This window comes from Embleya sp. NPDC127516 (assembly GCF_044765325.1).
In the GTDB taxonomy this organism is placed as follows: domain Bacteria; phylum Actinomycetota; class Actinomycetes; order Streptomycetales; family Streptomycetaceae; genus Embleya.
Map to the genome: position 1 here is coordinate 406,722 of NZ_JBIWJT010000007.1, position 21,659 is coordinate 428,380.

Genomic DNA, 21,659 nt, shown 5'->3' on the forward strand with positions numbered 1-21,659 from the left:
GCCGGCCGCGTCGAACACGCCGGTCGGACTCGGCACCCGGTGCGTCCGGGCGGGTGCCGCCACCTGGGTGAAACCCGGGAATCAGCAGTTGCCCGGGCGGGATTCGCGTCGTTGCACCGGACGTCGCGCCACCCGCGGCGCCATCCGAAACGGAGATCACATGAACACGTTCAAGAAGACCGCGGCCGTGGCCGTCGGCATCACCGCGCTCGTCGTGTCGGGCGCGGGCGTCGCCAACGCCGGCTCCGAGGCCAAGGGTGCGGCCGTCGGCTCGCCGGGCGTGCTGTCCGGCAACAACGTCCAGCTGCCGATCCACGTGCCGATCAACCTCTGCGGCAACAGCGTCAACCTGCTCGGCTTCTTCAACCCGACGATCGGGAACGTCTGCGCGAACATCGACGGCGACCACGACAATGGTGGTCACGACAATGGTGGCCACGAGGGTGAGCACGCCCAGCACCAGGCCCCGCAGCACGGCGGCGGCCACCAGGGCTGACGCGTCGGCGCGGCTCGTCCTCCGGCGATAGCGCTCGACACCGCTGCACCGGCGGCCCCTCCGATACGGACGGATCCGAGGGGCCGCCCGGCCGGACCGATCGACACCCTCCTCGACGGTCCGGCAGGTTCTCGCCGGCACATGGCCGGTGTGTTCGCGGCAACTACGGCTTGCGTCCCACCGCGCCGTACATGGCCACATCCGGGGTCTTGTCGCCCGCATCGGGCCGCCACCGGGAGCAGGAGACGACGCCGGGTTCCAGCAACTCCAGGCCGTCGAAGAAGCGTTCGATGCCCTCGGGAGAACGCTGCTTGAGTTTGGGCGTGCCGTGCGCGTTCCAGAACGCCACCGCGTCGTCCACGTCCGGCGGTGCCGGCGGACTGGTCACCGTGTGCGACAGCGCGAGGTGGCTGCCGGAGGGAAGCGCGTCCAGCAGTCGACGGACTGTTTCGTACGCCTCGTCGTCGTCGTTGACGAAGATGATCACGCCGAGCAGGACGAGTGCGATGGGCTGGTCGAAGTCCAGCGTCTTGGCGGCGCGGGCCAGGATCTCGTCGACGTCGCGCAGGTCGGCGTCGATGTAGCGGGTCGCCCCCTCCGGGCTGCTGGTGAGCAGGGCCCGGGCGTGCACGAGGACCAGCGGATCGTTGTCGACGTACACGATCCGCGATTCCGGAGCCACGGCCTGGGCTATCTCGTGGGTGTTCCCGGCGGTCGGCAGTCCGGTGCCGATGTCGAGGAACTGACGGATGCCCAGATCCATGGCCAGATGGCGGATCGCTCGGCCCAGGAACTGCCGGTCGGCGAGGGCGTAGTCGCGCGTTCCCGGGTGGATCGCGGCGATCTGATCGCCGGTCTCGCGGTCCACGGGGTAGTTGTCCTTGCCGCCCAGCCAGTAGTTCCACACGCGGGCGGTGTGTGCCACCTCGGTGTCGATCTTCCGCTCTGGTAAAGCCGATTCTGCGTCGAGTATGGACTCGGCCACGAACTCTCATCTCCGGATGCCGTGTGGGGTGGTCCAGGCCAATCTAGGGGCCCGTACGCCGGGCCGGCAGGCATCCCGGTGAACGTTCCATCACGTTGGGCAAACTTTCCGAGCGGCGACACCGGACGCGTGCCGTCCGGGTGGGGCAGGGGTCGTCGGGACGCGCCGGGTCGGGTCGCGGAGGTCAGGCTTTATTCTTGGTGTAACGGAACTCCGGCCCGTAGGTGCGGGGTTCGGGTAGGTGCTGCTGGACGGGCAAGCGGATCCGCATGAGTTCCACCGCGGGGCCGGGCATGTTCCGCATGTGGGCGACGGCGGTGGCCAGGTCGGCGGAGGAGCCCTTGCACGTCGGACCTGGTCCGTCCGGTCGAGGCCACGTGTGAGCCTGTCGGAACGGGCATAGTCGGTCCGAGGACCACCGCCGGCCCGACGATGCCCCGGGGGGCGGTGTCGGGCCGGCGGTGGTCGGTGAATCCGGGGGTTCCCGGAGGTGATTCAGGCGCCGGGGCCGGCGAACAGGCCGCGACCGGCCTTGATCGCGCGACCGGCCTTGACCAGACCCTCCGTGGACGTACGCACGCTCTCCATGCGGCTCTTGGTGGCGGTCTCACCCAGAGCCTCGGTGAGCTGACGGACGTTCATGGGTTCGCCGGTGCCTTCCAACAACGCGGCGATCTCGTCGCGCAGGTGGGAGCGGACCGGGCGAGCCGCCGCAGGTTCGGGCGCGACCGGCTCGACCGGCGCGACCGGCTCGACCGCTGCGACCGACTTGGCCGCCTTGGCCGGAGCCGCCTTCGCGCGGGTGGTCTTCTTCTTGGCGGCGGGCTTGGTGGCAGGCTTGGCCGCGGGGGCCTTGCGCGCCGACGCGGCCTGTATCCGCGTCTTTTCCTTCGTTGCCGGAACCGTCTTGCGCTTGCGACGCGTGGCCGGAGCCGGCGGTTCCTCCGCGACGACTTCCTCCGCCGGCGCCTCCTCGACCGGAGCCTCCTCGGCCGGGGTTTCCTCGACCGGAGCGACCTCGACCGGCGCCTCCGCGACGGGCTCGGCCTCGACCGGAGCGACCTCGACCGGTGCGACCGGTTCGGCCTCGGCTCGGGGCAGCGGCACCAGCGGGCGGATCAGCGCGAGGTGCTCCACCGCGCTCAGCCGGGCCGCCAACTGCCGTTCCACATTTGCCAGTTCATCGCGGAGCCGGTCTCGCTGCCCGGCCAGTTCACTAGCCTCCTTTTCCAAAGAAATCCGCAGTTCGTCCACAGACGATGCGACCATCCGGCGACTCCTTCTCATGCCACTGGGACGCTGGAAGGGCGAACGCGACCCGTTGTCGGGGCGGCCATGTACCCTTCCGGCGGGTGGGGACTTCCCACCCGCACTGCGCCCATGATCCACCGAAACCCGTTTCCATGGGGCGGCGGTATCCAAGTGTGATGAACTCAGGCCCTCGATGGTGTAGGGAAGCCGGCTTCGTTGACGGGTTTTTCCGGGGCCGCGGCGACGTGTGTCCCGATGGATTCGGCGACTTCCGCAGCGGCCGGGGCGGATGCGCGTACGCCGTCGGCGAGCGATCTCGACGGGTGGCGGTTCCGATCAGGGCGCGCGGTGCGGGAACCGCTCGTCGACCCGGGTCGGTTCCGCCGCCGAGCCGGTAACGGTCCGGCGGGCGTTACAGGTGTCGGGAATGTATGCCGGCCGGATCCGGCGACGGTCGGACGTTGACGGTGGAGACGACCACCGCCCCGGGCGACGACCGGCCGCGGCGCCGTCGCGACGGCGCGCACATCGGCCGGCACGTACCCGGATGTGTCGATGCCGTCGCGACGGCGCGCACATCGGCCGGCACGTACCCGGATGTGTCGATCACCACGTCCCACGGCCCTGCGGCGGACGGAGTCGCCGGGTCGCGTGCGTCGCCGACGGTCGCCCCGGATCAGCCGCGCGGTGCCGGCCGTCGGGTCGGTGCCGGTGTAGGCGCCGGTCGGTGGGTCGCCGGTGCCGCGCCGGAAGACGGTCACGTCCCGGGCGCGGACCCGGGCCTGTTCGGCGACGGCAGGCCGAGGAACCACGAGCCGCCGAGGATTCGCATGCCGCGAGGGTGAGGCGGGCCCGGCGGGTGCCCGCGCTGTCCCGAGCCGGACCCTCCGGGCGCGGTGGCCGTTCACTCGATGAGATGAACGCGGGCTGGTTGCCCCGGTCACGCTGGGCATGATGCGAGGCATGAAGGCTGAACGGACGACCCACGACCGGACGGGCCACGACCCGGCGAACCACGACCCGGCGAACCATGACCGGGGCGCCTCGCGCGCGGCCCGACCCGGGACGCCGCCTTGGTTGTCGGAGGTGGTCGCTGCGGCGCGGCGACCGGCGCCGCCGGCCGATTCCGACCGAGGACGGGGTTCGTGGTGACGCGGCTGGTCGAGCCTGATCCGTTGTCGCCCGGCGGGCAGGCGTTGCGTCGACCGCGTCGGCTGCGGCCGGGCGACCGGGTCGCGGTGGTGTGCCCGGCCGGTCCGGTCGAGGCCGAACGGTTGCGCGCCGGGTGCGCGGTACTGGCCGACCTGGGGCTGGAGGTGGTGCCGGGCGCGCACGTCCTCGACGGGCAGGGGCCGGGGTACCTCGCCGGCACCGACAGGGATCGGGCGCGCGACCTGGAGGACGCGTGGCTGGATCCCGATATAAACGCGATCGTCTGCGCGCGCGGTGGCTATGGTGCCGCACGGATACTCGACCTGCTGTGTTGGGAGTCGATGGCGGCGGTGGAGCCGAAGGTCCTCCTGGGATCCAGTGATGTCACCTCCCTGCACGCCGCGTTCGCCGCCCGGTTGGGGGTGGTCACCCTGTTCGGGCCGATGCCCGCCACCGCCGGATTCGGCGCGGTGGACGGCGTACCGCCCGACGCGACCACCCTCGCCCACCTGCGCGCGACCTTGTTCAGCCCGGAGGACGCGGTGGAATTGGGCTCCGCGGACGCCCGCTCCCTGGTGGCCGGTCGTGCCCGCGGGGTCACCACGGGTGGCACGCTGAGCCTGGTGGCCGGCTCGCTGGGATGCCCGGAGTCGTCGCCCGCCGGCGGCGCGATCGTGCTGTTCGAGGACATCGGGGAACAGCCCTATCGCATCGATCGGTTGCTCACCCAACTGCTGCGCTCGGGATGGTTCGCGGGAGTGGCCGGGATCGCGACCGGGAGTTGGGTGGGCTGCGGGCCGATCGAGCAGATCGAGGCCGTGCTGCGCGATCGATTGGCGCCGCTGGGCGTTCCGGTGCTGGCGGGGCTGGACTTCGGCCACGGTCCGCGCCAACTCACGATGCCCCTGGGCGTCGAGGCGGACCTGGACGCGGACGCGGGCACGCTGACGCTCACTTCGGCGGCGTTGCGGTGACCGCCGCGCCGGAGCCGCCCGCCCCCGACCCGGGGACGCTGGTACGCCTCGACGGAACCGTCGCCGACCGCGCCCGACCGGCGCTGCGGGCCGACGACTTGGGGGCGCTGCGCGGGGACGGCGTCTTCGAGGCGTTGTCGGTGCTCGACGGTCGACCCAGGCACCTGGACGAACACCTGGCCCGACTGGCCGACTCGGCCGCCGCGCTCGGGTTGGCGGCGCCGGCCGACGACGCGTGGCGGCACTGCCTGGCTGTCGCGATCGAGCGGCACGGCGCGGTGGGCGAGTGCTACGCGCGGCTGGTGCTGACTCGGGGACCGGAGGGCGGCGGTCCGGAGACCGGCTACGTGTTGGTCGACCCGATCCCGGCGAGCACCCGGCGGGCGCGTGCCGAAGGGGTGCGCACGGTGACCCTGACCCGGGGCGTCGTCACCGCCCCGCCCGCGCGGGCGCCGTGGTTGTTGGCCGGGGCCAAGACGTTGTCGTACGCGGTCAACATGGCCGCCGGGCGGTGGGCCCGTGCGCACGACGCGGAGGACGCGATCTTCCTGACCGAGGACGGCGCGGTCCTGGAGGCGCCGACGGCGGCGGTGCTGATGGCGAAGGGGCGCAGGCTGCTGACGCCGGCGCTCGACCTGGGCATCCTGCCGAGTATCACGCTGCGTCGGTTGTTCGACGCGGCGGCGGGCGCCGGATGGGAGTGCGGCTTCGCGCGATTGTCGGTGGCCGATCTGCGCGCCGGGGACGGCGTGTGGCTGATCTCCAGCGTCCGGCTCGCCGCCCGGGTGACCGCCATCGACGGCGTGCCGTGTCCGCCGTGCGCGCGGCACGACGAGATCGCCGAACTGGTGCGGGCCGGCTGACGGGGCCGCCCGGGCCGATTCGGTCCGGCCCCTCCCTCGCCTGCTCTGCCCGTGCTTGCTCCGCCCCTGCCCGACGCGGGCGGCGCCGGGCTGTTGCGGGCGCTTCGGGGTGGTTCCGGGCTGTCCCGGCGCGGCTCGATGACCACCATAACTGAAAACGACTTTCATTAGTCAAGTATTGATAATGAAAACCATCCCCGATACGGTGCGGCGGGTCGACGCTCTGCGAGAGAGCCGTCGCCGCAGTCGGAGAGGGAGTTCGGTGGGTCATCTGCTGGTTGTCGAAAGCTGGGTCGGGGCGATGAGCAGGCTGCTGCCCAGAGCGATCCACGAGGGCGGGCACGAGTTCACCTTCCTGACCCGAGACCTGCACCACTACCTGCGCTCGACGCCGAACGGAGCGCGCCCCGGGGCCGACGGTGCCCCCCATCCGCTGCTGTCCGCGCGCAACATCGTCACCGCCGAGACCAACGACACGGCCGAACTGCCGTCCCTGGCGGAGCGGCTGCACGAGGTGTTCGGCTTCGACGGGGTGGTGTCCGCGTGCGATTACTACCTGCCCGGCACCGCCCGGATCGCCGCTCGGCTGGGTCTGCCGGCCCCCGACCCGGTCGCGGTCGAGGCGGCCTGTCGCAAGGACCTGACCCGGATGCGGCTGGCCGAGGCGGGCGTGCCCGGCCCGCGCTTCGCGTTGTGTCGGGAGCGGGAGCAAACCCGGGCCGCCGCCCGGGAGATCGGCTATCCGGTGGTGGTCAAGCCGGTGGACCTGTGCGCCGGAATGCTGGTGCGCAAGGTGCACGACGACGCCGAGGCGGCGCACGCCCACCGGGCGTCGGTCGACTTCCCGGTGAACGCGCGCGGACAGGAACGCGTGCCCGTCGTGCTGGTCGAGGAGTTCCTCACCGGCCCCGAGGTGAGCGTCGAGACCGTCACCTTCGACGGGCACACCCACGTGGTCGGTGTCACCGACAAGAGCCTGGGCGGCGCGCCGTGGTTCGTCGAGACCGGGCACATGTTCCCGGCGGCGGTGGACCCGGACCTGGCCCGGGCCGCCGCGGACACCGCCGTGCGCGCCGTCGAGGCGCTCGGCCTGGACCACGTGGTCGCGCACACCGAGATCAAGCTGACCCCGGACGGCCCGCGTGTGGTGGAGGTCAATCCGCGACCGGCGGGCAACCGCATCACCGAACTGGTCCGGCACGTCACCGGCGTCGACCTGGTCGCGGCGTGCGTGGACGTCGCCCTCGGCCGGCGACCCGACCTCGCCGAACGCCCGACCGGGATGCGCAGCGCGGCGATCGGCCTGCTGCTGCCGAACGAGCGGGACCTGCCCGCGGGCGGCGAGGGCACGCTCGTGGGCATCGACGGCGCGGACGCGGTCCGGCACCGACCCGACGTGGTCGAACTGACCCTGACCGAACCGGGCCGCGCGGTGCGTGCCGCGACCAGCAACAACGACTACCTGGGCCATGTGATGACCGCCGACACCGAAGGCGGCGCCGCGCGCGAGTCGGCCGAGTGGCTGCTGTCCCGACTGCGTCCGCGCTACGCGGACCCGACGGTGGTGTCCGGATGAGCGCGCCCCGGTCCCGACCCGTGCGCACGTTGGACGAGTTGTTCGCCCGGGTCGCCGCCGGCCGGTACGGACCCGACCCGGCCGGGGAGCGGGTGAGCACCGCGTTCCGCACCATCCAGGCGGTTCGGCACGCCGAGCGCTCCGGCGGCTATCGCAACGAAGTGCTCAGCCTGCGACTGGGCGCGGCGGTCGGCTCGTGCGCGGCCGAACCCGGCACGCTGCCCGCCGACACGATCGACGACTGCGTGGGGGCGAGCGTGGCCGAACTCCTGGCCCACCCGCTCACACCGGTCCGGATCGCCGCGCTGGACGCCTACCTGATGCGCTGCCGTCCGCACGCCGCCGAACACGGCGCCCGTCCCCACCCGTTGCCCGCCGGCACCTCGTTGGAGAAGTCGCGGGCCCGGGCCCACGCGGTGGTGGAACTGCTGCCGGTGGAGCGGCCGGCCACGGTCCTGGTGGTGGGCGTGGTCAACTCGCTCCTGGAGCGGCTGCGCGCGCTCGGCCTGCGCTGCGTACCGTGCGACCTCAAGGGCGACACGACCGAGTGGGGCGAGCCGATCCGCCGCGACGCGAACGCGGAACTGGCCTACTGCGACGCGATCCTGGCATCGGGGATGACGCTGGGCAACGGAACCTTCGAGCCGCTGCGCGCGCATGCCGCGAGCACCGGCAAGCCGCTGGTGATGTTCGCCCAGACCGGCAGCGCGGTGCTGCCGCTGTTCCTCGGCGCCGGGGTGAGCGCGGTGTGCGCCGAGCCGTACCCGTTCTTCTGGCTGGACGGCGGCCCGGGAATCGTGCACCGGTACGGCGAGGGCGCCTCGTGAACACCGTTCCCGCACCGCGTCCCGCGCCCGGTCCGGCCGAGGCGGTCGTCGCGAACCCCGACCTGCTGGCGCTGCTCGGCCGTACGCCGCTCGTCCGGATCGGCACCGCGCTGCCCTGTCCGCAACCCGGCTTCTGGGCCAAGCTCGAATACCTCAGCGCGGGCGGGATGAAGGCGCGCGCCGCCGTGTCGATGCTGCGCGGCGCCCGGCGGCGCGGCGAACTGCGCCCCGGCGCGCTGGTGGTCGAGTCCACCTCGGGCACGCTGGGCGTCGGACTCGCCTTCGCCGGCCAGGCCCTGGGCCATCCGGTACGGCTCGTCTGCGACGGTGAACTCGAACCGTCCATGCGGCAGTTGCTGCGGGCCCACGGCGCCGCGCTGGAGGTGGTGGATCGACCCGCGAGCACCGGCGGCTGGCAGGCGGCCCGGCTGGCCCGGGTGCACGAGATCCTGCGCGGCACGCCCGACGCCTATTGGCCCGACCAGTACAACAACCCCGACAACCCCTCGGGGTACGCCTCGATGGCGGCCGAACTGGTCGACGGCCTGGAGCACGTGGACGTGCTCGTGTGCAGCGTGGGCACCGGCGGACACAGCGCCGGGCTGATCGGACCGCTGCGTCGGCGCTGGCCCGCGCTGACCGTGATCGGCGTCGACTCGGTCGGCTCGACCATCTTCGGGCAACCCGCGCGTCCTCGGCTGATGCGCGGACTGGGCAGCAGCATCCATCCGCGCAACGTCGCCCACCACGCGTTCGACGAGGTGCACTGGGTCGGCCCGGCCGCCGCCGTGGACACCTGCCGCAGGCTGGCCCGAGGCAGCTTCGTCAGCGGCGGCTGGAGCACCGGGGCGGTCGCCCTGGTCGCCGCCTGGGCGGCCCGGGTACACCGGGGCGCGACCGTGGTCGGCGTCTTCCCGGACGGGCCGCACCGCTACCTCGGCACCGTCTACGACGACGACTTCTGCCGCACCCACGGCCTGGACCATGCCGTCGTCCCCACCCATCCGGTGGAGATCCTGCACCCGCGCGCCGTCGAGGTGGCCGGCTGGGCCCGCTGCCGCAGGGTCGACGATCCGCGACCATCCCGGCGCACACCCGCGCCGCCGACCCCGCGCGCGCCGATGTCCGCGCCCGCACCCAAGACCGCGACCCGAGGAACGGCATGAGGCTCACGTGGCGCACCGCGCATCTGGAACTGGCCGAACCGCTGCGCATATCGCGCTCGGTGACGGCGAGTCGCGACGCGGTGTGGGTGACGATCGAACACGAGGGCGAGTACGGCAGTGGCGAGGCGCTCGGCAGCCCGCGACTCGGCCTGTCGGCGAGCACCATCGTGGCGGCGCTGGAGAGCGTGGCCCGGCCGTGGCTGGCCCGCTTCGCCGAACCCGAGAGCGCCTCGGCGCTCCTGGACACCGCCGCTCCCGACGGCCTGCCCGCCGGTGTCCTGGCGGCCCTGGACGCGGCCCTGTGGGATCTCGTCGGCAAGCGTGCCGATCGACCCGTCCACCGAATGCTCGGCGCCGACCGGGCGCCCGCCGCCGCGACCGCCCGCACCATCGGCATCGTCGAGCCCGAGTACGCCGCGACCCAGGCGGGCCGACTGGCCGCGCTCGGCTTCACCGTCCTGAAGATCAAGGCCGGCTCGCCCGACCCCGTCCACGACCTTGACCGGGTCGCCGCCGTGCGGGCCGCGGCCCCGCACGCCCGGCTGCTGCTCGACCCCAACGGCGGCTGGACCGAGGCCCGCACCCTGGACCTGCTCCCGCGCTTCGCCGCGCTCGGCGTCGAGGCCGTGGAACAACCCGTCGCACCCGGCCGACCCGACCTGCTCGCCCGGATCGCCCGGCATGCGCCGATCCCGGTGATCGCCGACGAGGACGCGGTCACCCCCGAGGACGTCCTGCGGCTGGCCGGCCGGGTTCCCGGGGTCAACCTGAAACTCGCCGAATGCGGCGGCGCCCGCGCCGCGCTGCGCCTGGTCGAGGCGCTGCGCGGAAGCGGCACCGAGATCATGTTCGGCTGCCTGACCGGCAGTTCGCTCGGTCTGGCGCCGGCCGTGCAGATCCTGGACCGGGCCCGCTGGGTCGACCTGGACGGCCACCTGCTGCTGGCGCACGACCCGTGGACCGGGATCGGCGGCCTCGACGGCACCGTACGCGCCCCCGATGCCGCCGGCCTGGGCGTGCGACCCGCGCCCGCCCGGGAGCGCCGATGAGGACCCTGCGCGCGGTGGCGAGCTTTCCGCTCGCGGTGCGCCTGCTCCTGGTCAACCAACTCGGCGTGAACACCGGCTTCTACCTGCTGATCCCCTACCTCGCCACCCATCTCACCGACGACCTGGGGCAATCGGCGGCCGTGGTCGGCATCGTGCTGGGCGTCCGCAACCTCAGCCAACAGGGCCTGTTCGTGCTCGGCGGCTCCGCGGCCGATCGACTCGGCGCACGCGGGGTGATCATCGCCGGATGCGCGCTGCGCACCGTGGGATTCGCGTTGTTCGCGCTCGGCGACGGCCTGCCGATCCTGATCGCGGCGGCCGTGCTCAGCGGCCTCGCCGGGGCCTTGTTCAACCCCGCCGTACGCACCTATCTGGCGCAGGAGGCGGGCGAACGCAAGGCGGAGGCGTTCGCCCTGTTCAACGTGTTCGCCACCACCGGCGCGCTGCTCGGCCCGCTGCTGGGCAGCCTGCTGCTCCTGGTGAACTTCACCACCGCGGCGCTCACCGCGGCGGCGCTGTTCGCCGTACTCACCCTCGCCCAGGCCGCCGTTCTGCCCGCCCGGCCGGTCCCCGCGCCACAGGGATCGGTGGCCTCCGACTGGCGCGAAGTCCTGGGCAACCGCGCGTTCGTGGCGTTCTCGATCGCGATGGCCGGGATGTACGGCCTGCAGACGCAGTTGTACCTGCTGCTCCCGGACGGTGTGCGGCACGCCACCGGGCGCGAGAGCGCGGTCGGACTGCTCTTCGTGATCGGCACCGCGGTCAATCTGCTCCTGCAACTGCGGATCACCCGTTACCTACAGGCGCGCGGCGACCGGGCCCGCTGGATCGCCGCCGGGACCGCGCTGATGGGCCTGGCCTTCCTCCCGCCGATCCTGGTGGCAGGCGGCACCGGACCGGACGGGACTGCGGACGCGGTACTGCGCCTGCTGCCGCTGCTCGCGGGCGCGCTGCTGCTGCACGTCGGAGTGATGATCGCCCAACCGTTCGTGCTCGAACTCATTCCCGCGTTCGGCCGCGAGGGGCTGACCGGGACCGGCTTCGGGCTGTTCTACGGGGCGTCCGGGATCGCCGCCGCCGTGGGCAACGCCGGGATCGGGTGGGCGATGGACAGCGGCGCGCGCACCGACCGCGCGTGGTTGCCGTGGGTGTGCTGCGTGTTGCTCGGGCTGGGCTCGGCCCTCGCGGTCGCCTGGCTGCGCCGCAGGGGCGCGCTGCCCACACCGCCCACCATCGCCGCCGAGGGGCCGGCGACCCCGCCCGCGGGCGCCGCCGAGGAGCCCACCACCGCGCCCGTCGGCGACCGCCCCCGGGCCGAGAGCGAGCCGCGATGAGCACCCGCAACCTCCTCACCGACACGCCGGAACTCTACGAACGACGCTTCCCCGATCCGGACCGGGTCGCCGCCCGCTGGACCGAGGAGACGCTGCGCCGCCACGGGGCAGGGCCGCGCGTGCTCGACGTCGGCTGCGGCACCGGGCGGGACGCGGCCTGGCTGCACCACCACGCGGCGCGCGAGGTGGTCGGCATCGACACCTCGGCGGCGATGCTCGACCACGCCCGCGGTCGGCACCCCGGCCCCGACTACCGCCTCGCCGACATGCGCGACTTCGACCTCGGCCGCACCTTCGACGCCGTCGTCTGCCTGGACAGCGCTCTGCTGTACTGCCACGACAACGCGGAACTGACCGCGTTCCTGGACCGGTCCCGGCGACATCTGGCGCCGGGGGGCCTGCTGATCGCCGAACTGCGCAACGGCGCCTACTTCCTGCGCGGCGCGGACGGTGCCCGACAGCCGGCGACACCTCGCGTGGACACCGTCGTCCACGACGGCGTCACCCACACCTCGCACACCACGCTGTGGGTCGACCACGCGGCGCAACTGCTGCGCCGACGCCGGGTGTGGACCTCGGACCGGGGCACCCCGCCCCGCGCGCAGTACTCCGCGTGGCGACTGCTGTTCCCGCAGGAACTGCGGTACTTCCTCACGGTCGCCGGGTTCGAGGTGCTCGCCCTGTACGACCGCCCGGGGCCGCGCACCGACCCGCCGTGGACCGAGGGCGCGCCACCGGCGGACAGCGCCGACTCGGACCGCCTGCACGTGGTCGCCCGCCGGCTCGACTGACGCACCGGCACAAGCCCCACCACCATCCCCCATCACCATCACGGAGAGCACGACCCATGAGTCGCACCAGTCCTGCCATACCGATCGGCGACCGCCCGCCCGGCACCTCGCGTCGCGTCCTCCTCGCCGCCGGCGGTGCCGGAGCACTGACCCTGGCGGTGAGTTGCGCGGGCGGCGGATCGGCCGATTCCGGCCCGCGCGCCGGCGGCGCCCAAGCCGAGGGCACCCCCAGGCGGGGCGGCCGACTGCGCGCGGCCTTCCCCGGGGGTGGCGCCAACGAGAACCTCGATCCGCACCTGGCCAATCTGTTCGTCGACGTGGCCCGGGCCAAGGCCCTGTTCGACAAACTCGCCGACTACGGCGCGGATCTGGCCCCGGTGCCCCGGCTGGCCGCCGGCTGGGAGGCGGACCCCGGCCTGGTCACCTGGCGGGTCCGGCTGCGCCCGGCCGCCTTCCACGACGGCCGGCCGGTCACCGCCGAGGACGTGCTGTACAGCTTCCGCCGCATCGCCGACCCCAAGCGGGCGTTCCGCGCGAAGGCGTCACTGGAACCGATCGACCTGGACGCCAGTCGGGCACCGGACCCGAGCACGGTGGAGTTCCGCCTCAAACGGCCCTACGCGGAATTCCCCAACACCCTGGCCGCGTTCGGCGCCTACATCGTGCCCAAGGACGCGGACTCCTTCGAACGACCGGTGGGCTCGGGACCCTTCACCTTCGTCTCGTTCAAGCCCGGAAGCTCGCTCCTGCTGCGGCGCAACGAGAGGTACTGGGAAGGTGCGCCGCACCTGAACGAACTGGAATTCGTGGTGGCCGGCGAGGAGTCGGCGCGCACCAACGCGCTCCTGGGCGGACAGGTCGAGTACGCACACGAGTTGAACCCGGCCACCGCGCGCGTACACGAGGGCAAGGGCCGGATCACCGTGCTGCGGCTGCGCAACAGCGCGATGCAGGGCTTCGTGATGAAGACCGACCGGCCGCCCTTCCACGACCCCAGGGTCCGGCAGGCGTTCTTCCTGATCGCCGACCGTCGCGAACTCGTCGACGGCGCGCTGTCGGGCGCCGGCGAGGTGGGCAACGACCTGTTCGGCAAGGGATACCGCTACTACGCGGCCGGCATCCCGCAACGCACCCAGGATCTCGCCAAGGCCCGCGACCTGTTGCGCGAGGCGGGCGCGGAGGGACTGCGGGTCACCCTGGACACCGCGCCGGCCGCCACCGGATTCGTCGAGGCGGCCGGCATCTTCAAGGAACAGGCCGCCAGGGCCGGGGTGACCGTCGAGGTCCGGGTCGGCAACAAGGACACCTACTGGAAGGACATCCTCACCGGCGGCACCCTGGCCTCCTACCGCTCGGGCGCGATGCCCATCGAATCCCACATCTCCCAGCGGCTGTTGAGCGGGTCCACCACCAACGCCACGCAGTGGCACGCGAAGGACTTCGACGACCTCTACCAGCAGATCCAATCCACCCACGACGAGGGATTGCGCACCGCGCTCTACGAGCGCATGCAGCGCCGACTGCACGCCGAGGGCGGCTTCCTGATCTGGGGGTTCGCGGACTGGATCGTGGCCACCGCGAACCGGGTGCGCGGGGTGGCGGTGACCGCGCCCGCCAACACCCTGGACTGGGCCCGATTCGACCGGGTCTGGCTCGCGTGAGCCCGGACCGGACCTGGCTGAGCCGCCGACTGCTCCTGGGCGTGGGGCAGACGGCGGCGCTGGTCGTACTGATCTTCGCGCTCACCGAGGCGCTGCCCGGCGACGCGGCGGTGGCCCTGGCCGGCGACCAGCCCGATCCGGAACGAATCTCCCGGATCCGGGAGTCCATGGGCCTGGACCGCTCCGCCGCCGAGCGACTGCTCGACTGGTGCGGCGCCCTGGCACGCGGCGATCTGGGTACGTCGCTGATCTCCGGTCGTCCCGTCACCGACCTGCTCGCCGACGGGTTCGGCCCGACCCTGACGCTGGCCGGTGTCACCGCGATCCTGCTGGTGCCGCTGTCGGTGGGGCTGGGCGTGCTCGCAGCGCGCCGCGAGGGCGGTCCGCTGGACCGGACCGTGAGCGCGCTGACATCGGCCGTGCACGCGGTCCCGGAGTTCGCCCTGGGGGTGCTGCTGACCACGCTGTTCGCGCTGCGCCTGGGCTGGTTGCCGCCCACCGCCGTCGGCACCGGCGGCGATCCGTGGGCGCACCCGGCCGTGTTGGTGTTGCCGGTGCTGGTGTTGCTCTCCCGGCCGGTGTGCACGATCAGTCGTCTGGTGCGTGCGGGCATGATCGACGCGATGGCGTCGCCGTACGTCGCGCACGCCCGGCGGCAGGGCCTGTCCGCGGCCCGGGTGCGCTGGGCCCATGCCCTGCCCAACGCGCTGGCCCCGGCGGGCCAGCAACTCGCCCGGACCTGCGACTGGTTGCTGAGCGGCGTGATCGTGGTCGAGGCCCTGTTCGTGATCCCGGGACTGGGCACGGTGCTGATCGACGCGGTCGCGGCGCGCGACATCCCGGTGATCCAGGGTCTGGCGGTGGTGTTCGGGGTGATCACCGTCGTGGTCAACCTCGGCGCCGACCTGGTCACCCGCCGACTCGCCCCGCGCGCGGAGGCCGCGGCATGAGCGACCCGGCCGCCCGGGACGGGCGTCGCGACGGAATCGACTCCCGCCGGCGGATGGCGTGGCGGTACGCGCTCGCGCTGGGACTCATCGCCGTGCCGCTGCTGTTCGCGGTGCTCGGGCCACTGTTCGCGGGAGCGCCCGAATCTCGGGCCGTGTCCTTCACCACCGGCCGAGGGCACTGGCTGGGCACCGACTTCGCCGGTCGCGACGTCTGGCGACAGGTGTTGCTGGGTGGGCGCTCGGTGGTGGTCGTGGCGGTCGCCGCGACCGTGCTGGCCTATCTGGTGGCGATCCCGCTGGGGTTGGCCGCCGCGTTGACCGGACGGAGTTGGCTCGCGGAACTGCTGATCCGCCCACTGGACGTGCTGCTCGCGGTGCCCTCGCTGCTGTTCGTGCTGCTGGTGGCCGCGCTGTTCCGGCCGGGACCGGGCGAACTGGTCCCGGTGGTGGCCCTGGTGACCGTTCCCGACGCGGCACGCGTGGTGTTCTCGGCGGCCACCGAGATCGCCTCGCGTCCGGTGGTGGAGGCGCTGCGCATGCAGGGCGAGTCGTGGTGGCGGATCGCCGTCGGCTACGCGGCCCGATCGATGCGGCGTACCCTCGCCGCCGACCTGGGCACGCGGCTGACGGGAGCGCTGTACCTGGTGGCGACCGCCGCCTTCCTGGGCGTGGGCGTGGCACCGGACGCCTCGGACTGGGCGGTGATGGTGGACCGCAACCGGGTCGGCCTGTTCCTCCAGCCGTGGGCGGTGGTGGTACCCGCGGCGCTGATCGTGGCGCTGTCGATGGGCACGAATCTGCTGTTCGACGCTGCGCTGCAAGCACCCCGAGAGCGGACGGGAGAGCACCGATGAGTGATCCGGAACCGGTGGTGTCGGTATCCGAGTTGCGGGTGGAGGTCGGCGGTCGGGCGATCGTGGACGGGGTGAGCCTGACCGCGCGCGCCGGGCGGATCACCGCGCTCGTGGGCGCGTCCGGCAGCGGCAAGACCACCACGGGACTGGCCCTGCTCGGCGAATTCCCGCCCGGCGCCCGGGTGACGGGCGAGATACGGGTCACCGGCGAGGGTCCCGTGGGCTACATCCCGCAACATCCCGCCGCCGCGCTCAACCCGGCCCGTCGGGTCGGGGCGCTGCTGCGCGACATCGCCCGGCCCGCGGGAGGCGGGCGCGCGGCGATCCGGACACGGGTGTACGACGCGCTGCGGGCGGCTCGGATCCCGGATCCGGAGGAGATGGTGCGGCGTTTCCCGCATCAGCTCTCCGGCGGGCAACAGCAGCGGGTGGTGCTGGCCCAGGCTCTCCTGCTCGGGGCCCGCGCCGTGGTCGCCGACGAGCCCACCACGGGGCAGGACGCGCTCACCAAGCAGGGGGTGGTCGAGCGGTTGGCGGCGGTGGCCGGACAGGGCATCGCCGTGATCCTGCTCAGCCACGACCTCGACGTGGTGCGCCGACTGGCCGACGACGTGGTGGTGTTGGCGCACGGGCGGGTGGTCGAGTCCGGTCCACCGGCCCGGGTGTCGCTCACCGCGCGGCGGCCGGACGGGCTCGCGGATCGGCCGAACCGGCCGGTGCCCTCGACCCGGACGGCGGCCGTGCCCCGCCTGGAGGTGCGCGACGTGGTCGCCCGGCACCGCGCGGGCGGGGCGAGCGCCGTCCTGCACGGGGTGAGCGTGTCGGTGGAAGCGGGGGAATGCCTGGCCCTGGTCGGACGTTCCGGCAGTGGCAAGACCACCCTGGGACGCTGTGTGACCGGGCTGCACAGCCGCTACGACGGGCGGGTCCTGCTCGACGGTACGCCGCTGCGACGCAGCCTGCGCACTCGTACCCGCGCCGAACTGGCCGCCGTGCAATATGTGTTCCAGGACGCGCGGGCCTCCTTCGACGAATATCGGCCGGTGTTCGAGCAGGTGGCCCGCACGGCGGTCCGGTTGCGCGGTGTCGAGCCGGACGAGGCCCGCGCGCAGGCGCTGGGCACGCTGGGCGAGTTGGGGCTGCCGGCCGACACCGCGGGCCGCCGGCCGGGTGCGTTGTCCGGAGGCGAGGTGCAGCGCGCCGCGCTGGCCCGCGCGCTGCTCGCCCGGCCCCGGGTGCTGGTCTGCGACGAGATCACCTCGGGTCTGGACGCTCCGACCCGGATCGCGATCCTGGACCTGCTCGGGCGATTGCGCGAACACGCCGAGCTGAGCCTGGTGTTCATCACCCACGACCTGGCCGCCGCGGGCCTGCTCGGCGATCGCATCGCGGTCCTGGAGCACGGGCGGGTGGTCGAACACGGCCCGACGCGGCGAGTCCTGACCGAGCCGGCGCACGCTTTCACCGGCCTGCTGGTGCGGGCCGCCGCCGATGTCGGGTCAGTGCAGGGTGCCCAGGAGGGGCCGGGTGAAAGGGGTGACCTGGTCGGGTCTCCCGGTACGGATCTTCTCGGCCCATCCCGGGTCGGCCAGGAGTGAGCGGCCGACGGCGATCAGGTCGAACTCGTCGCGATCGAGGCGGACGAGCAGGCCGTCCAGGTCGGTGCGCCCCTCCCGCCGTGCACGGCCCGCGCGACCTGTTGCCGGCCCGCGAGGGCGTCCTCGCCGTGGAAGCGGGGCACACGCTCGCCCCATCCGGCGGTGGCGTGGTCGATGTACGTGCCCTCGGTGACGATCAGCGCGGTGCCACCGGCGGCGCGGCGGGCGTAGTAGTCGGCGACATCGGCCCCGGGTACCCCGCCGGGCGAGAACCCGCGGGTCATCGGGGCCATCACGATGCGATTGGACAGTTCCAGACCGCCAACGGCGAACGGGCGGAACAGCGGTTGGACCTGATCGACGGTCGTGGTCGGCGGGTGGCTGGTCACGTGTTCTTCCTGGGCCGGCGACACGGTGGCCGACGTATGGCTGACGGCGTCGACGGCCGGTGGCACCCCGTGGTCGACGGAACCTGTGGCGGACGACTCATGGCCGGCGACAACTGTGCGTACGTTGTATCCGTAGTAGACAATGTACACATTGAATACGGTGTATCGGCAAGACCTCGCACACGCACGACGCACCGCATGGACGAATGGGTCACGTCGGTGGCGGGCCGTGCCGAGGGCGCCGACGATGAGGGGACGGGGGCGTTCCTTGTCGGTTTCTCTGGAGGTTCACGTCATGCCCGTGGTCACCAAGCCCTACGTGCCCGGCACCCCCTGTTGGGTCGACCTGATGGTCCCCGACCAGCAAGCCGCCCTCGACTTCTACCGCGATCTGTTCGGCTGGCAGGGCGAGGTCGGGCCGCCGGAGACCGGCGGCTATTCGGTGTGCCTGCTGAACGGGAAGCCGGTCGCGGGCATCATGGCCGCGATGTCCCCGGACGGCGGGGAGGTTCCGCCGCCCGCGTGGACCACCTACCTGGCCACCACCGACGCGGACGCCACCCAACAGGCGGTCACGAAGGCCGGCGGCACGGTGGTGATGCCGGTGATGGACGTGATGACGCTCGGCCGGATGGGCGTGATCGCCGACCCCACGGGCGCCGTGTTCGGGATCTGGCAGGCACTGGACTTCGGCGGCGCGGAGGTGGTCAACGAGCCCGGCGCGGTGATCTGGAGCGAGCTCAACACCGGCGACACCGCCGCCGCGTCCTCGTTCTACTCGGTCGCGGTGGGCCTGGAGGCCGCCGAGATGGAGGGTGCCGAGGGCTACTCGTCGCTGAGTGCGAGCGGCCGGGTGATCGGCGGCATGCAGGGGCTGGACCGGTTGCCGCCCGGTACGCCCGCGCACTGGCTGACGTACTTCTCCGTCGACGACACCGACAGCACGGTGGACGCGCTGATCCGGGCCGGCGGCAATGTGCTCAAGCCGCCGTTCGACATGATGGCGGGTCGGATGGCCGTGGTCCAGGACCCGCAGGGCGGCGCCTTCGCGGTGATCAACGCGACGGCTCCCGCACCGTCCTGACCGTCACCCCCTCATGCGCTCGGCATCCGCAACGGATGCCGAGCGCACGGCTGTTCGGTCGGTGTGCTGCCGGCAGCGGAGGTCACCGAGGGCCGCGGTGGTGTGGGCGGCCGGTCGGAGGATCCGGACCCCGGCGCCCACCCGACCCCCGCCGACCCAGGCCGACCCCCGCCGGCGGGCGCCGGCGGGGGTCGGGTCGTGCAGGTGGTTCAGGCCGCGTTCGTGGCGGGGCCTTCGTCGGCGAGTGCCTTGAAGCCGCGCAGGCGAAGGCTGTTGCTGATCACGAAGACCGAACTGAAGGCCATCGCGGCACCGGCGAGCATCGGGTTGAGCAGGCCGGCGGCGGCGAGCGGTAGGGCGGCGACGTTGTAGGCGAACGCCCAGAACAGGTTGGACTTGATGGTGGCCAGGGTCTTGCGGGCGAGCCGGATGGCGTCGGCGGCGGCCCGCAGGTCACCGCGGACCAGGGTCAGGTCGGCGGCCTCGATCGCCACGTCGGTACCGGTGCCCATGGCCAGACCGAGGTCGGCCGTGGCCAGCGCCGCGGCGTCGTTGACGCCGTCGCCGACCATGGCCACGATCCGGCCCTCGGCCCGGAGCCGGGTAACCGCGTCGACCTTGTCCTGCGGCATAACCTCGGCGTACACGTGCTCCGGATCGATGCCCACCTGCGCGGCGACGGTGCGGGCGACGGTGGTGTTGTCGCCGGTGAGCAGAATCGGGGTCAGGCCCAGCTCGCGGAAGCGGCGGATGGCCTCGGCGGAAGTGGGCTTGACCGCGTCGGCGACGACCAGGACGGCGCGGGCCTTTCCGTCCCAGGCCACCGCGACGGCGGTCCGGCCGAGCGCCTCGGCGTCGGCCATGGCGCGTTCGAGGTCGACGGGAAGGTCCAGGGCCCACTCGGTGAGCAGCCGGGTGCGGCCGACCAGCACCGCGTGGCCCTCGACGATGCCCTGGACGCCGAGCCCCTCGACGTTGGCGAAGTCCTCGGGGTCGGGCAGGTCGCCGACGCGCTCGCTCGCGCCCTTGGCGATGGCCTGGGCGATCGGGTGCTCGGAGGCGTTCTCCAGGGCACCCGCGAGCCGCAGCACCTCCTCGATCCGCTCGTCGGCGGCGAGGTGGGTCTCCAGCAGGGTCATCCGGCCGGTGGTGACGGTGCCGGTCTTGTCCAGGACGACGGTGTCCACGCGGCGGGTGGACTCCAACATCTCGGGGCCCTTGATCAGGATGCCCAGTTGCGCGCCGCGCCCGGTGCCGACCATGAGCGCGGTCGGGGTGGCCAGGCCCAGGGCGCACGGGCAGGCGATGATCAGCACGGCGACGGCGGCGGTGAACGCGCCGGCGACGCCCTGCCCGGTGCCCCACCAGAAGCCGAGAGTGGCGGCGGCCAGCGCGATGACGATCGGCACGAAGATGCCGGAGACCTTGTCGGCCAGGCGCTGCACCTGCGCCTTGCCGTTCTGCGCGTCCTCGACCAGGCGGGCCATCCGGGCGAGTTGGGTGTCGGCGCCGATCCGGGTGGTGCGGACCACCAACCGGCCGCCGGCGTTGACGGTGGCGCCGGTGACGACGTCGCCGGGGCGTACCTCCACGGGGACGGATTCGCCGGTGAGCATCGAGGCGTCCACGGCCGAGGTGCCCTGCTCGATCACGCCGTCGGTGGCGATCTTCTCGCCCGGGCGCACCACGAACAGGTCTCCGACGACCAACTCCTCGACCCGGACCCGTTCCTCGCGCCCGTTCCGCAACACGGCCACGTCCCGGGCGCCGAGCTCGAGCAGTGCCTTGAGCGCGGCGCCGGAGCGGCGCTTGGCGCGGGCCTCGAAGTAGCGGCCGGCGAGGATGAACGTGGTCACCCCGGCGGCGGCTTCGAGGTAGATGTTGCCCGCTCCGTCGCCGCGTTCGATGGCGAAGGAGAACGCGTGGGTCATTCCGGGCGTGCCGGCGGTGCCCCAGAAGAGGGCGTACACCGACCACGCGAGCGCCGCGAGGGTGCCCATGGACACCAGGGTGTCCATGGTCGACGTGCCGTGCCGCAGGTTGGTCCACGCGGCCTTGTGGAACGGCCAGGCGCCGAAGGCGACGACCGGCCAGGCCAGGGCGAGGGACAACCACTGCCAGTTGGTGAACTGCAGGGCCGGGACCATCGCCATCGCGATCACCGGCACGGTCAGCACGACGGAGACGAGCAGCCGATCGCGCAGGGCGCGGACCCTGCCCCCGTCCGGGTCCGCGTCCGGCGCCGGTTCGCCGGTGCTGCCGGCGGTCTTGGGCGGGGCGGGCAGCTCGGCGGTGTAGCCGGCGGCCTCGACCTGGGCGACCAGGTCGGTCGGCGCGATGTCGCCGGCGTAGGTGACCTTGGCCTTCTCGGTGGCGTAGTTGACCGTCGCGGTCACGCCGTCGAGCTTGTTGAGCCGCTTCTCGATGCGCATCGCGCACGAGGCGCAGGTCATGCCGCCGATCGACAACTCGATCTGCCCGGTGTCCTGCGGCGCCGAGGTCTCGGTGCTCGAACTCATCGCCCTCTCCTTCTCGTGTCGTGGTGCGGTGTGGCCGTCGCGGGCCCGGGGCGGTGGCGGCCGGTGCAGGCCCGCGATCACACTCCCAATATACCCCTAGGGGGTATGCGGAGTGCAAGTGTCGGCCTCGACTTCGCCGC

At 72.9% G+C, this 21,659-nt stretch carries 17 protein-coding genes and 1 pseudogene; 14 read left to right on the plus strand and 4 right to left on the minus strand.

From position 1 onward, the window contains the following. Positions 1-160 precede the first annotated feature (160 nt). On the plus strand, positions 161-496 hold the full coding sequence (locus ACIRL2_RS16820) for a chaplin (RefSeq protein ID WP_395871339.1): 336 nt from the start codon (positions 161-163) through the stop codon (positions 494-496). 163 nt (positions 497-659) lie between these two features. Here ACIRL2_RS16820 and ACIRL2_RS16825 read toward each other — a convergent pair whose 3' ends face one another. Together ACIRL2_RS16825 and ACIRL2_RS16830 are read right to left on the minus strand one after the other, a co-directional pair. Next, a complete protein-coding gene (locus ACIRL2_RS16825; protein ID WP_402232756.1) occupies positions 660-1,481 on the minus strand; it encodes an SAM-dependent methyltransferase in 822 nt (273 codons plus the stop codon). A gap of 495 nt (positions 1,482-1,976) precedes the next feature. After that, positions 1,977-2,750 (minus strand): hypothetical protein, encoded by a 774-nt coding sequence (locus ACIRL2_RS16830; RefSeq protein WP_402232758.1) that lies wholly within the window; start codon positions 2,748-2,750, stop codon positions 1,977-1,979. A gap of 1,130 nt (positions 2,751-3,880) precedes the next feature. Between ACIRL2_RS16830 and ACIRL2_RS16835 the strand changes: the two genes are divergently transcribed. The 12 genes from ACIRL2_RS16835 (at position 3,881) to ACIRL2_RS16890 (ending at position 17,527) form a co-directional block, all read left to right on the plus strand. Continuing rightward, positions 3,881-4,858 carry an LD-carboxypeptidase gene (locus ACIRL2_RS16835; RefSeq protein ID WP_395871596.1) on the plus strand — a complete coding sequence of 326 codons (978 nt, stop codon included), beginning with the start codon at positions 3,881-3,883 and terminating at the stop codon, positions 4,856-4,858. Then, a complete protein-coding gene (locus ACIRL2_RS16840) occupies positions 4,855-5,721 on the plus strand; it encodes an aminodeoxychorismate lyase (protein WP_395871333.1) in 867 nt (288 codons plus the stop codon). Before ACIRL2_RS16835 ends, ACIRL2_RS16840 begins: the two co-directional genes overlap by 4 nt. Before the next feature lie 262 nt (positions 5,722-5,983). Further along, entirely contained in the window at positions 5,984-7,297 is a 1,314-nt protein-coding gene (locus ACIRL2_RS16845; RefSeq protein WP_402232761.1) for an ATP-grasp domain-containing protein, read from the plus strand. Continuing rightward, positions 7,294-8,124, plus strand: coding sequence for a Rossmann-like domain-containing protein (locus ACIRL2_RS16850; RefSeq protein WP_402232763.1), 831 nt, complete (start codon positions 7,294-7,296; stop codon positions 8,122-8,124). The genes ACIRL2_RS16845 and ACIRL2_RS16850 overlap by 4 nt, the downstream gene beginning before the upstream one ends. After that, entirely contained in the window at positions 8,121-9,290 is a 1,170-nt protein-coding gene (locus ACIRL2_RS16855) for a PLP-dependent cysteine synthase family protein (protein ID WP_395871328.1), read from the plus strand. Before ACIRL2_RS16850 ends, ACIRL2_RS16855 begins: the two co-directional genes overlap by 4 nt. Further along, positions 9,287-10,339 carry a dipeptide epimerase gene (locus tag ACIRL2_RS16860; RefSeq protein WP_395871327.1) on the plus strand — a complete coding sequence of 351 codons (1,053 nt, stop codon included), beginning with the start codon at positions 9,287-9,289 and terminating at the stop codon, positions 10,337-10,339. Before ACIRL2_RS16855 ends, ACIRL2_RS16860 begins: the two co-directional genes overlap by 4 nt. Next, complete coding sequence (locus ACIRL2_RS16865) at positions 10,336-11,673, plus strand: MFS transporter (RefSeq protein ID WP_395871325.1); 1,338 nt, start codon at positions 10,336-10,338, stop codon at positions 11,671-11,673. The genes ACIRL2_RS16860 and ACIRL2_RS16865 overlap by 4 nt, the downstream gene beginning before the upstream one ends. Beyond that, positions 11,670-12,464, plus strand: a complete 795-nt coding sequence (locus ACIRL2_RS16870) for a class I SAM-dependent methyltransferase (RefSeq protein ID WP_395871322.1) — start codon at positions 11,670-11,672, stop codon at positions 12,462-12,464. The genes ACIRL2_RS16865 and ACIRL2_RS16870 overlap by 4 nt, the downstream gene beginning before the upstream one ends. Positions 12,465-12,520: 56 nt before the next feature. Further along, positions 12,521-14,125, plus strand: a complete 1,605-nt coding sequence (locus ACIRL2_RS16875) for an ABC transporter substrate-binding protein (RefSeq protein ID WP_395871320.1) — start codon at positions 12,521-12,523, stop codon at positions 14,123-14,125. After that, a complete protein-coding gene (locus ACIRL2_RS16880; RefSeq protein ID WP_402232768.1) occupies positions 14,122-15,075 on the plus strand; it encodes an ABC transporter permease in 954 nt (317 codons plus the stop codon). Before ACIRL2_RS16875 ends, ACIRL2_RS16880 begins: the two co-directional genes overlap by 4 nt. 53 nt (positions 15,076-15,128) lie before the next feature. Next, on the plus strand, positions 15,129-15,929 hold the full coding sequence (locus ACIRL2_RS16885; protein ID WP_402232813.1) for an ABC transporter permease: 801 nt from the start codon (positions 15,129-15,131) through the stop codon (positions 15,927-15,929). After that, positions 15,926-17,527, plus strand: a complete 1,602-nt coding sequence (locus ACIRL2_RS16890) for an ABC transporter ATP-binding protein (protein ID WP_395871315.1) — start codon at positions 15,926-15,928, stop codon at positions 17,525-17,527. The genes ACIRL2_RS16885 and ACIRL2_RS16890 overlap by 4 nt, the downstream gene beginning before the upstream one ends. A 65-nt stretch (positions 17,528-17,592) precedes the next feature. On the opposite strand, the pseudogene ACIRL2_RS16895 reads toward ACIRL2_RS16890, so the two are convergent. Beyond that, positions 17,593-17,916: pseudogene (locus ACIRL2_RS16895) on the minus strand (12-oxophytodienoate reductase); the annotation flags it as partial. Between the two features lie 295 nt (positions 17,917-18,211). Here ACIRL2_RS16895 and ACIRL2_RS16900 point away from each other — a divergent pair. Then, positions 18,212-19,000: a VOC family protein gene (locus ACIRL2_RS16900; protein WP_402232771.1), complete on the plus strand. Its 789-nt coding sequence runs from the start codon at positions 18,212-18,214 to the stop codon at positions 18,998-19,000. Positions 19,001-19,209: 209 nt separating this feature from the next. Here the strand turns inward: ACIRL2_RS16900 and ACIRL2_RS16905 are convergent, their stop codons facing one another. Continuing rightward, a complete protein-coding gene (locus tag ACIRL2_RS16905; protein WP_402232774.1) occupies positions 19,210-21,519 on the minus strand; it encodes a heavy metal translocating P-type ATPase in 2,310 nt (769 codons plus the stop codon). Positions 21,520-21,659 lie beyond the last annotated feature (140 nt).